This is a genomic window from uncultured Nisaea sp., from assembly GCF_963974195.1.
GTDB lineage: Bacteria > Pseudomonadota > Alphaproteobacteria > Thalassobaculales > Thalassobaculaceae > Nisaea.
In genome coordinates this window covers 1-12,030 of record NZ_CAXBDC010000120.1, presented here as the reverse complement: position 1 = coordinate 12,030, position 12,030 = coordinate 1, and the positions used below count along the sequence as shown (strand labels likewise).

At 62.9% G+C, this 12,030-nt stretch carries 12 protein-coding genes; 2 read left to right on the top strand and 10 right to left on the bottom strand.

Annotated elements, in window-relative coordinates; genetic code table 11:
• Both atpD and AAC126_RS19380 read left to right on the top strand, forming a co-directional pair.
• On the top strand, positions 1-989 hold a 989-nt coding region (atpD, locus tag AAC126_RS19385; protein ID WP_339856492.1), incomplete at its 5' end, for a F0F1 ATP synthase subunit beta.
• Between the two features lie 32 nt (positions 990-1,021).
• On the top strand, positions 1,022-1,426 hold the full coding sequence (locus tag AAC126_RS19380; RefSeq protein WP_339856491.1) for a F0F1 ATP synthase subunit epsilon: 405 nt from the start codon (positions 1,022-1,024) through the stop codon (positions 1,424-1,426).
• Between the two features lie 82 nt (positions 1,427-1,508).
• On the opposite strand, the gene AAC126_RS19375 is transcribed toward AAC126_RS19380, so the two are convergent.
• The 10 genes from AAC126_RS19375 to AAC126_RS19330 form a co-directional block, all read right to left on the bottom strand.
• On the bottom strand, positions 1,509-2,666 hold the full coding sequence (locus AAC126_RS19375; RefSeq protein WP_339856490.1) for a hypothetical protein: 1,158 nt from the start codon (positions 2,664-2,666) through the stop codon (positions 1,509-1,511).
• Between the two features lie 179 nt (positions 2,667-2,845).
• Positions 2,846-3,325, bottom strand: a complete 480-nt coding sequence (locus AAC126_RS19370; protein ID WP_339856488.1) for an RNA pyrophosphohydrolase — start codon at positions 3,323-3,325, stop codon at positions 2,846-2,848.
• Between the two features lie 35 nt (positions 3,326-3,360).
• Positions 3,361-4,491, bottom strand: coding sequence for a divergent polysaccharide deacetylase family protein (locus AAC126_RS19365; protein WP_339856485.1), 1,131 nt, complete (start codon positions 4,489-4,491; stop codon positions 3,361-3,363).
• A gap of 140 nt (positions 4,492-4,631) precedes the next feature.
• The gene (locus tag AAC126_RS19360) at positions 4,632-5,969 is read right to left on the bottom strand and encodes a S41 family peptidase (RefSeq protein ID WP_339856482.1); all 1,338 of its coding nucleotides are present in this window, start codon (positions 5,967-5,969) and stop codon (positions 4,632-4,634) included.
• Positions 5,966-7,318 (bottom strand): peptidoglycan DD-metalloendopeptidase family protein, encoded by a 1,353-nt coding sequence (locus tag AAC126_RS19355; RefSeq protein WP_339856479.1) that lies wholly within the window; start codon positions 7,316-7,318, stop codon positions 5,966-5,968. The genes AAC126_RS19360 and AAC126_RS19355 overlap by 4 nt, the downstream gene beginning before the upstream one ends.
• Before the next feature lie 12 nt (positions 7,319-7,330).
• Entirely contained in the window at positions 7,331-8,890 is a 1,560-nt protein-coding gene (gene gpmI / locus AAC126_RS19350; protein ID WP_339856476.1) for a 2,3-bisphosphoglycerate-independent phosphoglycerate mutase, read from the bottom strand.
• A gap of 54 nt (positions 8,891-8,944) precedes the next feature.
• The gene (gene rlmH, locus AAC126_RS19345; protein ID WP_339856474.1) at positions 8,945-9,403 is read right to left on the bottom strand and encodes a 23S rRNA (pseudouridine(1915)-N(3))-methyltransferase RlmH; all 459 of its coding nucleotides are present in this window, start codon (positions 9,401-9,403) and stop codon (positions 8,945-8,947) included.
• A gap of 80 nt (positions 9,404-9,483) precedes the next feature.
• Positions 9,484-9,894: a ribosome silencing factor gene (gene rsfS / locus AAC126_RS19340; RefSeq protein WP_339856493.1), complete on the bottom strand. Its 411-nt coding sequence runs from the start codon at positions 9,892-9,894 to the stop codon at positions 9,484-9,486.
• 85 nt (positions 9,895-9,979) lie between these two features.
• The gene (locus AAC126_RS19335) at positions 9,980-10,606 is read right to left on the bottom strand and encodes a nicotinate-nucleotide adenylyltransferase (RefSeq protein WP_339856471.1); all 627 of its coding nucleotides are present in this window, start codon (positions 10,604-10,606) and stop codon (positions 9,980-9,982) included.
• Positions 10,607-10,637: 31 nt separating this feature from the next.
• A complete protein-coding gene (locus tag AAC126_RS19330; RefSeq protein ID WP_339856468.1) occupies positions 10,638-11,927 on the bottom strand; it encodes a glutamate-5-semialdehyde dehydrogenase in 1,290 nt (429 codons plus the stop codon).
• Between the last annotated feature and the right edge of the window lie 103 nt (positions 11,928-12,030).

Sequence of the window (12,030 nt, the reverse complement as noted above, 5' to 3'; positions counted from 1 at the left end):
GCAAGATCGGCCTGTTCGGCGGCGCCGGCGTGGGCAAGACGGTTCTGATCATGGAGCTCATCAACAACGTCGCGAAAGCGCACGGCGGTTACTCCGTGTTCGCGGGCGTCGGTGAGCGGACCCGTGAAGGTAACGACCTTTACCACGAGATGGTCGAATCCGGCGTTATCGTGCCGGACGGCGAAGGCTCCAAGGCAGCCCTGGTCTATGGCCAGATGAACGAGCCGCCAGGTGCCCGCTCGCGCGTCGCGCTGACCGGTCTGACCCAGGCCGAGTATTTCCGCGACGAAGAAGGCCAGGACGTGCTGTTCTTCGTGGATAACATCTTCCGTTTCACGCAGGCCGGTTCCGAAGTGTCCGCGCTTCTCGGTCGTATCCCGTCGGCGGTGGGCTATCAGCCGACCCTGGCGACCGACATGGGTATGCTGCAGGAACGTATCACCACCACCAAGAAGGGTTCGATCACCTCGGTGCAGGCCATTTACGTGCCGGCCGATGACTTGACCGACCCGGCACCTGCAACGTCCTTCTCGCATCTTGACGCGACCACGGTTCTCAGCCGTCAGATTGCCGAGCTCGGCATCTACCCGGCCGTTGACCCGCTCGACTCCACCTCCCGGATGCTCGATCCGCGGATCATCGGTGACGAGCATTACCAGACTGCCCGTGAAGTGCAGGAAGTGCTGCAGACCTACAAGTCCCTGCAGGACATCATCGCCATTCTCGGCATGGACGAGCTGTCGGAAGAAGATCGCCAGACCGTGGCCCGCGCCCGGAAAATCCAGCGTTTCCTCTCCCAGCCGTTCCACGTTGCCGAGGTCTTCACCGGCTCCCTGGGTAAGCTGGTTTCCCTCGAAGACACCATCAAGGGCTTCAAGGGCATCCTTGCCGGCGAGTATGACGATCTTCCGGAAGCCGCCTTCTACATGGTCGGCACCATCGAGGAAGCCGTCGAGAAGGCCAAGAAAATGGCGGCGGAAGCGGCTTAATTCAGGCTGCCTAACGGAGTGGAGCCATAGACATGGCCGAGACGACACAGTTCGAGCTGGTATCGCCGGAAAAGCTTCTCTACTCGGAAGCGGCCGAAATGGTCGTCGTGCCGGGGACGGAAGGGTATTTCGGTGTGCTGCCACGCCACGCCCCGATGATCTCGACCCTCGAGCCCGGGGTGATCGACATCTATCAGAACGGCTCCGTCGCAGAGCGGATCTTTGTTGCCGGCGGCTTCGCCGAAGTGACGGAAACCCGCTGCACGGTACTGGCTGAAGAAGCTCAGGTGCTGAAGGATGTGGACACGGCCAAGGTCGAGTCCGATCTGGCGGATCTGCGTGACGATCTGAAAGACGTGAAGACCGATCTCGAGCGTGAGCGGACGGAACAGCGGATCAAGACGCTGGAAGCATTGCGCGCCGCCGCGGCTAACTAACGGCTCGGATCAGCGACACTGAAATAACGAAACGGCCGGCGCTTGCGCCGGCCGTTTTGCGTTGTGCGGACCAGTTTGAAAACTACCAGTTTGTCTTTTCCTGGTTGGCTTTTTCCTTGCCCTTTTCGACCCGCTCTTTCAATTCGTGGTCCATCTCGTCGGTCTGCCAGGAATGCATCTGGCTGACGATCCTGACCCGGGCCCGCTCGACCGAGGACTGGGCGTCGAACGCATCGCCGTGCAACTCCTTGTAGGGAAGAACGGGCAGGTGCCACAGAATATGCATGATCGCGCGCTCCAGGCCCGCTTCGCCGCCGATCAGATGCCTGTTCTCGAACGCGTCCAGCCAGATGGACACAAGATCGTCCCAGCCATCCAGCCCGTAGGCGACTTCCCGCCGTAGTTTCTGCAGCTTGATGACTGAGTTATCGACCGTCTTGAACATGCCGGCGATGCTGGCCAGCAAAGTATCCAGAGTGACGATCCGCTCACTCACATAGCCGATCGTCTGATCCGTCACCTTGAGCACAAGATTGACCGAATCAGCGACTTCGGGACGGGATTCAGCCGCATAGATCTGCAGCGAGCCCCGGAGTTCCAGCAACCGGAGATGCTGCCGGAAAAGGAAGCCGTCGGTCTTCTTTTCCTTGTCGGAGGCAACCGATCCAAACGGTGCGATGAGACCGACCAACGGCTCAAGCCAGTCCCTGACCTCGTCAACGGTACAGCCGGCCCGCAAGGCCGTGTGGGACATAACTTTCGCGACCAGCTCATCCATGCGGAACTCGGCGACGGCACTTTTGCCGGTCATCAGGTTGAGCAGGGTCTGCGTGCTTGCCCGGGCCATGAAGGCGTCGCCCTGTGCCACGCCGCACTCGCGCGTCATCTGGGCGATGCAGGACATCCGGACGATCTCTTTTTCCTCAAGGTCTCGTTGGGCCTGTTCACGGGCGATACGGCGGCGCTCCTCGTCCGGGTTATAGGCCGCATCGGCTTGTTGCAGGATGGAGCGGATATTGACCGGGTCCAGATCCAGCGCATTGCGTGTGCCGAGAATTCTGCCATGAACTTCTTCGTCGCGTTCGGACAACACCCCCATGCCCGGGAGCTGCTTCCAGTCGACAACGGCAAATTCGCCACGGCGGGTGCCGGAGAAATTCGGGATCGTCGCTTCCAGCAAACGCCCGCGTCCACCGAGATATTCGCGCACACGTATATGATTGAAGGCCGGCACTGACATCAGCGGGACGCATGTTCCGCGACGTTCGAATGTTTGTGGAAGGTTACTGTAGGCCCCAGCCATCTTGTAATTGGCCTTATGTTTTGCCCGACCGGCGGTCGGCAGCCGTAAGGGAGATGTATGGTGCCGGCTGCCGGTCAGACTTAACCCTATCAGTCCCGTCGTCGAAGGCAAGAAGACTAGCGCGACAGGAATCCCGCGAACTGGTTGAGCACGGCCTGATAGACGGGCCGCTTGAAGTCCACGATCAGACGAAGAACCTCATCGCTGCCGGCCCAGCGCCAGGCGTCGAACTCGACATCATGACCGGAAAGATGGATATCGGTATCGGCGCCGGTAAAGCGGGCCAGGACCCATTTCTGTTTTTGCCCCCGGAAACGGGACTTGATGCCCTTGCGAACGGCTTCGGGCGGAAAATCGTAGGTCAGCCAGTCCGGGGTGACGTCAATGACCTCACAGGCAGTCACACCGGTTTCCTCGGCAAGTTCGCGCAGGCCCGCAACCAGAGGACCCTCACCACTGTCGATACCACCCTGCGGCATCTGCCAGGCTGCGGGTGCTGTGTCGGCGCGTCTGCCAATGAAGATTTCGCCCGACCCATTGATCAGGACAATCCCGACGCAAGGCCGATAGGGAAGGGCGGCTGGCTTGGCAGCCATGGCGGCATTCTCCATTTCATGCATGCCCGGCGGCGTTAGCGCAGGCTTTGCTTGTTCGCGATAGCCGTTGCCGGCACCAGCACGAACCCGCGTTCGGCAAGGGTCGCGGACCAGGCGACAAGAAGGTCTATTGTGAGCGGAAGAGGCGGGATGACACCGAGTGCATATCCTGTGCGCTGGGCCGTGCGCTCCAGGGCGGCGAACCGGCGCTGCATCTCGGCAACGGCCGGATTGTCGTCGATATTTGCGTTCGCAACGGCGCGGGGAAGCTGAATGGTGCCGGCGATCTCCAGCGCGATTGTCCGCGAGGTCGCGGCGCTGTCCACATACATCAGCCCGCGCTCCTTCAGGACAGAGAGCACCGGTGTGAGCGCTTCCTCGTCCGTGGTGAACTGGGAGCCTTTCACCCCGATCACGCCGGCATATCCGACGGTTCGGCCGAGCATGGATTCCAGGCGGTTGAGATTGTCGACGGCACTGAGCGAGGTCAGCAGCGTATAGGGACCCGGATCGTTTGCCGGATACCCGAACGGCTCCATCGGGATATCGAGGAAAATTTCGTGCCCCGCCCGCTGTGCCATCGCGACCTGGTCGTCGAGATTGCTCGCGGCGGGCGAGAAGGAGAACGAGATCTCGGGACTGAGTGCGAGGGCCGCCGCTTCCGTCAGGGAGCGGGAGATACCCATCCGGGTCATGATGATGGCGATCCGGGGGAGTTTTGTGTCTCCCTCGAAGGGCCGGGCATAGACCTCCCAGGCCTTGCGCCCGTCCGGCGCCACCATCGGGAGCATGCCCTTCTCGGTCTCCTCGACGAGTGCCTGCTCGAACCTGGGCCCCTCCTGCTGGGCCGGTGCGGGCGTTTGCGCCGCCGGGTCTGCCCCGCCATGCTCGCCTTGCCCGGAAGAGCCTGGATTTTCCCCATGCTCGCTGGTTGCACCGTCGGCGGATGCATGCGCGTCGTCATGGCTGCCGGGTTCTTTCGCGGGCATGTTGTCGAGACTGGTGTTCGGCTCCGGAACGGCGCCATCCTCAAGGACGGCCACCGTGAGTTCTGGTTGCCGGGCCTTGCGTTCGGCGACGGTTTCGGGGCCGTTCACCACCAGCCATCCAATGACGGCACCAAGCCCCCCGATCACGGAGACGCCAAGCAGTGCCATCCCGGCCATACGCAGGATTTTACCAATTCGGCTGGTTTTCCGCGGAGGATCGCCAGCATCCGCTTCATTGTCTTCAAAGCCGGCTGCCGGGTTCCGTTTACGAAACGGAAGTCCCGGCAGTTTCAGGCTGATCTTTGGTATGGGCAGCTTCAATTCACGATGCGCTGTTGGTAAAGGTCAATGCCCCGCAGCAGATCAATGGCCCGTGCGAGCTGGTAATCTTCCTGCTCGGGCTTTGTCTCCGCCGTATCGTCGCTGCTCTCAGGGTTGGTCACCGGTGTTGTGTCGTCACCGTTGCCCGCCGGGTTGTTCAGGGCGCCGCGCAGATCGGCTTCGCGTCGTCCGCGCCCGTTGCCGAGCTTTTCGATCCGGGCCAGCGGCACATCGATATCCGGCGCGATCCCGGTCTGCTGGATGGAGCGGCCGGAGGGGGTGTAATAGCGCGCCGTGGTCAGCCGCATGGCAACCTGGCCGGAGAGCGGAATGATGGTCTGGACCGATCCCTTGCCGAAGCTCTGGGTGCCGAGCAGGATGGCGCGGCGATGGTCCTGCAGCGCGCCTGCGACAATTTCGGAAGCCGAGGCCGAGCCGCCATTGATCAGCACGACGAGGGGTTTGCCGTCAGTCAGGTCGCCGGGCTTGGCGTGAACGCGGGAGGCGTTCTCCGGGTCGCGGCCACGGGTGGACACGATCTCTCCCTGCTCCAGGAAGGCATCGGAAACCGAGATCGCCTCGTCGAGCAATCCGCCCGGATTGTTGCGCAGATCGATCACGTAACCGGTGAGCTGATCGCCCTTCTCGGCCTTGATCTTCTCGATCGCGGCTTCCAGGCCGGTCGTGGTTTGCTCGTTGAAGGTGGTGATACGGATATAGCCGACATTGTCGATTACCCGGGAGCGCACGGAACGGATCTTGATGACCGCGCGGGTCAGGGTGACGTCGAACGGCTCCTCGGAACCGCGCCGGATGGAGATGGTCAGATCTGAATCGACCGGGCCACGCATCTTCTCGACCGCCTGGCCGAGCGTCAGGCCCATGACCTGCTCGCCATTGAGATGGGTGATCAGGTCACCCGGCTCCAGCCCGGCTTTGGCCGCCGGTGTATCGTCTATCGGAGAGACCACCTTGACCAGGCCGTTCTCCATGGAAACCTCGATCCCGAGGCCTCCGAACTCGCCCTTGGTCTGCACCCGCATGTCGCGGAAGCTCTTGGAGTTCAGGAAGCTCGAATGCGGGTCGAGCGAGGTCAGCATGCCGTTAATGGCTGCTTCCATCAGCTCCTGATCGGTGACTTCCTCGACATATTCGGAGCGAACCCGCTCGAACACGTCGGCAAACAGCTTGAGCTGGTCATAGGTGTCGTGGCTCGGCTGCAGCTGCGCCCTGGCATCTTCCGATGGCGGCACAAAAAACAGTGCTGTCGCGGCTACGGCACCAACCAGAGCGGTTCTGGTCCAGAATTTCGTCTGACGGATCGATTTCATCATCGCCTTACCTTGTTCGTGCGCGCGGACCACCATGGTAGCGGATCGATCGGGGCGCCATTGTGGCGAAACTCCACATAGAGCCCCTCGGTTCCATCCGCACCAGTCCCAGCATCTCCCATACGGGCTACAGGCTCGCCTGCAAGCACGCCCTGCCCGACCTGAACATCGATCATAGACATACCTGCCATCAAGGTAAGGTAGTCTTGACCATGTTCAATCATCACAATCTGACCATATCCGCGAAACGGTCCGGCATAAATGACTTTTCCGTCAAAAGGGGCAACGACTTGAGCGTTTTCGCGTGTCGCGATCACGACTCCTTGTTCGGTCAGGCCCAACCGGTTCGCGACGCCGTATCGCTGGCTGATTTCTCCTGCTGCCGGATAGGTCAACCCGCCCTTGCTCGCATCTATCTCCGGGCCGGCCGGCAGGTTCGCCACGAAATCCGGAGAGATCGTGTTCGATCCCGGGGCCGTGCCCGCAGTATCCGCCGGTGTGGCGCCCGGAGTGACGGCGCTTTCACCGGACGGCACAGCGCCTTTCTGGACCATGGAATTCAGGCGGGACCGTGCCTTGTCTTCCGCCGCCTGATGGCGTTCGATTTTCTGCATCAGGTCGCGCAGGTCCCGCGCCGAGGCGGCGAGCGCGTTCAGCTTGTCGACCACGGCTGAACGCTCTTTTACCATCGATTGTCTGGCTTCCTGCTTTTCCGCGAGAAGAACGGCGACGGTTTGCCGCTCACGCTTCAGCGCGCTGGTTGCAGAAGCCAGCCGCCGCCGTTCGTCCATGATCCCGCGCTCGACGGTTTCATGCTGTGCGATTTCGGCGGCGAGTCTGACAGCTTCCTGGCGCAGGTTGGGGGCAATGGAGCTGAGCAGCATTGCCGTGTGCACGGTGTCGAGCGGATTGGCGGGGGAGGCGATCATGGCGACGGGGGGACGTGCCGCCAGGCGGCGGAGGGCTCCGGAGACCCGTGCAAGCTGCCGTTTCTTCACCGCGAATGATTCCGCGCTCAGGGTCCGCCTTGCCTTGAGGTCCGCGAGCTTGTCTTCAACGGCGGTCAGTTCGGCTTCCCGTTCCTGTGTCGCCTCGGCGGCCTGAACCAGGGTCTGGCGCAGGCGCTGCAGTTCCTGCTCGACACTGTTGGCGAGCGCGTCCAGATCGCGTTTGCGTGTGGCGCCATTGCGCAGCGCCTTTTCCACCTGATCGAGATTGTGATCCAGGGTTTCCGCGTCAGGGAGGGATTCAGCGCCATGCGCGGCTAGTGTGCCGGTGAGCAAGACGGCCGCCAGTGCGAGCACCGCGACGGGCATCGGCATCCGGCCGGCCATGTCGCGTTTGCTCGCCATGGCGTGCCGCCGCTACTCTGCCGCGCTGGCGGCGCTGGTGCGCAACATCGAGGTGCCGGTCATATCTGCGGGCTGTGCCACGCCGAGCAGGTCCAGCAGGGTCGGGGCGACATCGGCGAGGCGGCCTGTCGCCAGGCTTTCGATCCCGGCCGGCGCATTGACCAGGATCGTCGGCACCAGATTGGTGGTGTGCGCCGTATGCGGCCCGCCGGTCTCCGGGTCCTGCATCATCTCGCAATTGCCGTGATCGGCTGTCAGGAACATGCAGCCGCCTGTCTTGCGCAGGGCCGCCTCGACCTTGCCGACAGCGCCATCGACCGTTTCCACGGCTTTGATTGCCGCTTCCAGGCTGCCGGTATGGCCGACCATATCGGGGTTGGCGAAATTGCAGACGATCAGATCGTATTTGCCGCTCTCGATGGCGCCGACCAGCTTTTCGGTCAGCTCCGGCGCGGACATTTCCGGCTGCAGGTCATAGGTCCGGACTTTCGGTGACGGCACCATGATCCGGTCCTCGCCCTCGAACACGTCCTCGTGGCCGCCATTCAGGAAGAAGGTGACGTGCGGATATTTTTCGGTCTCGGCCATGCGCAGCTGGGACAGGCCCGCTTTCGCAACGGTCTCGCCGAGCGTGTTCGTCAGGTCCAGAGCCGGGAACAGCACGGACAGGAAGGGATCAAGCGCACTGGAATAGCTCACCATCCCGGCTGCGGCGGCGAAATTCAGCGGGCGCGGCCGGACAAAACCGTCGAATGCGGGATCGAGCAGGCAGGCCAGGATTTCCCGCATCCGGTCGGCCCGGAAATTGGCGGAAAGCAGGACATCGCCGTCCTTCACGCCGTCATAGCCCGGCATTGCGGCCGGGGTGACGAACTCGTCGGTCTCACCGGCGGCATAGGCCCGATCAATCTCGGCCAGAGGATCGGTGGCGGCATTTCCTTCCGCTTCCGCAATGACCTTGTAGGCCTGCTCCACCCGTTCCCAGCGATTGTCCCGGTCCATGGCGTAGAAGCGGCCAGAAATGGTGGCGATTTTCGCGCCGTCCGGAAGATCCGCCAGCAGGCGTTCGATATCGCCGCGTGCGCTCTTTGGCGGCGTGTCCCGGCCATCGAGAAAGGCATGGATCAGGACCTCGACGCCGGCATCGGTCAGCACCCGTGCGAGGGCGGCGATATGGGACTGGTGTGCGTGCACGCCACCGGGGGAGGTGAGGCCGAGCAGATGGCAGCGGCCGCTTCCGGCTTTGGCTTTTTCGATCAGCTCCTTCAGCGCGGGAATGCCGGCGAGGCTGCCATCGGCAACGGCCGTGCTGATGCGGGGCAGGTCCTGCATGACCACGCGCCCGGCACCGAGATTCATGTGCCCGACTTCGGAATTGCCCATCTGCCCGTCCGGCAGGCCGACATCGGCGCCACTGGCGCGCATGAAGCCGCTCGGCTCGGAAGCTGTCAGGCGATCGACATTCGGGGTGTTGGCGAGGGCGACGGCGTTGTGGTCACGCTCGCTGCGCTGTCCCCAGCCGTCCATGATGCACAGGACGACGGGACGCGGTTTGTTCAGCTGCTCGGTCATGGTCCCGGTTTATACAGAGTTCCGTCAGTTCGGTCATGCATGTTCATGGGGCGGTCATTCCCGGTGATAGGGGTGTCCGGCCAGGATTTGCTGTGCCCGGTAGAGCTGTTCGGCGATCATCCCGCGCACCAGCATGTGCGGCCAGGTTGCCCGGCCGAGGGAGAACAGCAGATCCGCCCGGTTGCGGACGCGCTCGTGGTGCCCGTCGGCACCGCCGATCATGAAGATGATGTCGCGGATGCCGTCATCGCGCCAGGTGCCGATCCTGTTCGCGAAATCGGCACTCGAAAGTGCCTTGCCGCGCTCGTCCAGCACCACGGCGATGGCGCCATCGGGCACAAGGGCGAGGAGCTGGCTGGCCTCTTCCTCCTGCATCTGCTCGGGCGGAAGCTTGCGGCGGATATCGACTTCGCGCAGCTCCAGAGGCCAGGAAAGGCGCCCGCTGTAATGCGCGAACAGGTCCGAATGGACGTCACGACGGGCCTTGCCGACCGCAGCCAGGGTCAGTTTCATGCATGCATTCCAGGATCGGGCGATATCAGGGCGGGCGCCGGTTCGTCTTGTCGGCGCCGCGCCACCATCCGATCAGTTACTCAGGCGTGGGCAAGTTCCCGGGCATCGTCCATGCCGCCGACCTGAACGGTCCTGCCGCTGTCGGAGAGCTCGCTGCCCCACATTTTCTCGAGCCCGTAGAATTCACGGACTTCCGGGCGGAACAGGTGGACGATGATGTCACCGGCATCGACCAGAACCCAATCGCCTTGCGAGAGACCCTCTACCGAGATTCCCTTCACGCCGGCGGATTTCAGTTCTTCGATGAGATGTTGTGCCATGGCGGCAACCTGACGGGTGGATCGCCCGCTTGCGATGACCATGTGATCGCAGATCGAGGTTTTGCCTTCGAGGTCGATAACGACCAGATCCTCAGCCTTAATATCGTCGAGCGAGCGAGAGGCCAGATCGACGAGGCTTTCCCTTGAAGGGAGAGCGGTTTTTTTCGGTATGACAGTCTCCTTTCGCGCCAATGGCGCTGAGCCGATCAAATATTCAGGCACCGTCAATCCGAACGGCGCCAATGCGTGCCATATATCAGGAATAGCGTCCGTCTGTCCTGTACCGGATTCGGGTAGCAGACAACGGATTAAGCGGGGTGTGAAAGAACACCCACGCCGGTGCCCGTCGATTGCGCAGCAGCGATCCCGAACGTTCCCGGATACGCGTCCTGGCAAAACGGCGGGCCGCCGGGCCCGACAAGGCCCTTAGAGAATAGGATGGACGGTCGAAAACTGCAACGGCGACACTGTTGAAGATTTGTTTCCATTCCGCCCAGCGGTGAAAGCCGACCAGATTATCCGCCCCCATGACCCAAATGAACCGGGCGCCCCGGACAGTGCCAACAAGGCTGGAGAGCGTGTCGGCGGTGAACCGCGTGCCGAGCAGGACCTCGATATCCGTCACCCGGATTCTGGAATGATGCCGGGCGAGTTGCTCGGCCGAGGCCATGCGTTCGGCGAACGGCGCCATCCCGTCCGCGGTCTTCAGCGGGTTTTGCGGCGAGACCATCCACCAAACCTCGTCCGCCCGCAGCTTCCGCAAGGCGTAGAGCGCGACGTCCAGATGGCCCTTATGCGCCGGATTGAAGGACCCGCCCATGACGGCAATGGTCTTGCCGCGCGCGGCGGCCAGGAAACGACGGGCCTTCGGGTTCCTGATCATGACGCTTCAGCGGCGTGAGGCGCAGCTCTGGTCACGGGCGCGTCTGGCCAGTCCCGGTCACGACATATTTGAAGCTGGTCAGCTGTTCCGCACCGACCGGCCCCCGCGCATGCATCTTGCCGGTGGAAATACCGATCTCCGCGCCCATGCCGAACTCGCCGCCATCGGCGAACTGGGTCGAGGCATTGTGCAGCACGATGGCGCTGTCCACCCGGGAGGCGAAACGGGCGGCGGCGGCGGCATCCCTGGTCACGATACTGTCCGTGTGGTGCGAGCCGTAGCGGTTGATATGGTCGATTGCCGCATCCACGCCATCGACCACCCGGATCGAGAGAATGGCGTCCAGATATTCCGTGGACCAGTCGGCTTCCGTCGCTTCTTGCATATCCGGAACGATTTTCCGCGCGGCGTCATCGCCTTTCAGAGCGCAGCCCGCCTCTTTCAGCGCGGCTGCGATGGCGGGCAGCTGCGCGGCCGCGACTTTTCCATCGATCAGCAGAGTCTCGGCCGAGCCGCAGACGCTGGTGCGGCGCATTTTCGCGTTCACCGTGATATCGCGGGCCATGTCCGGGTCGGCCGCGCCATCGACATAGACATGGCAGACGCCGTCGAGATGGGCGATCACCGGAATGCGGCTTTCCTTCTGCACCCGCTCGATCAGGCTCTTGCCGCCGCGCGGCACGATGATATCCACGGTATCGCTCATGGTCAGCAGGGCGCCGACAGCCGCGCGGTCGCGGGTCGGGATCAGCTGCACGGCGGCTTCCGGCAAACCGGCCGCTTTCAGGCCCTGATGCAGGCACTCGACCAGCGCGTTCGAGGAATGGAAGCTTTCCGAGCCGCCCCGCAGGATCGCCGCATTGCCGGATTTGAGGCACAGGCTGCCTGCATCGGCGGTCACGTTCGGGCGGGCTTCATAGATGATGCCGATGACGCCGAGCGGCACGCGGATCCGGGCGATTTTCAGACCGTTCGGGCGATCCCACTCGGCCATGACACCGCCGATCGGGTCGGGCAGGGCGGCGACCTCTTCCATGCCCCGGGCGATCGCCTCAATCCGGTCCGCATCCAGCTTCAGGCGGTCCATCAGGGACTCGCGAACGCCTTTTTGTCTTGCGAATTCAAGGTCTTTCGCATTGGCGGCGAGGATTTTCGGCAGGCTGGCGCGGATCGCCCCGGCAGCGCCTTCCAGCGCCGCATTTTTTTGTTCCGTTGTCGCAATGGCCAGCGCTGTGGCGGCATCGCGTGCCGCCGCGCCAAGGCCGGACATCATCGCGGCGATATCGTCTGTATCCGCGCTCTCGATCTCAAGAATGGCCATGGGTCCGCTTGCTCCCGAATGTCTCCCGGTGCGCGCCGGTCAGCGCTCAAGCACCAGATCGTCCCTGTGTACCAGCTCGTCCCGGCCACGGTAGCCGAGGACC

What these genes read in the sequence shown, in the direction of transcription:
- AAC126_RS19380 (WP_339856491.1), top strand. Translation starts at nt 1,022, where the DNA reads ATGGCCGAGACGACACAGTTCGAGCTGGTATCGCCGGAAAAGCTTCTC.
- AAC126_RS19375 (WP_339856490.1), bottom strand. Translation starts at nt 2,666, where the DNA reads ATGTCAGTGCCGGCCTTCAATCATATACGTGTGCGCGAATATCTCGGT.
- AAC126_RS19370 (WP_339856488.1), bottom strand. Translation starts at nt 3,325, where the DNA reads ATGGCTGCCAAGCCAGCCGCCCTTCCCTATCGGCCTTGCGTCGGGATT.
- AAC126_RS19365 (WP_339856485.1), bottom strand. Translation starts at nt 4,491, where the DNA reads ATGGCCGGGATGGCACTGCTTGGCGTCTCCGTGATCGGGGGGCTTGGT.
- AAC126_RS19360 (WP_339856482.1), bottom strand. Translation starts at nt 5,969, where the DNA reads ATGATGAAATCGATCCGTCAGACGAAATTCTGGACCAGAACCGCTCTG.
- AAC126_RS19355 (WP_339856479.1), bottom strand. Translation starts at nt 7,318, where the DNA reads ATGGCGAGCAAACGCGACATGGCCGGCCGGATGCCGATGCCCGTCGCG.
- gpmI (WP_339856476.1), bottom strand. Translation starts at nt 8,890, where the DNA reads ATGACCGAGCAGCTGAACAAACCGCGTCCCGTCGTCCTGTGCATCATG.
- rlmH (WP_339856474.1), bottom strand. Translation starts at nt 9,403, where the DNA reads ATGAAACTGACCCTGGCTGCGGTCGGCAAGGCCCGTCGTGACGTCCAT.
- AAC126_RS19335 (WP_339856471.1), bottom strand. Translation starts at nt 10,606, where the DNA reads ATGATCAGGAACCCGAAGGCCCGTCGTTTCCTGGCCGCCGCGCGCGGC.
- AAC126_RS19330 (WP_339856468.1), bottom strand. Translation starts at nt 11,927, where the DNA reads ATGGCCATTCTTGAGATCGAGAGCGCGGATACAGACGATATCGCCGCG.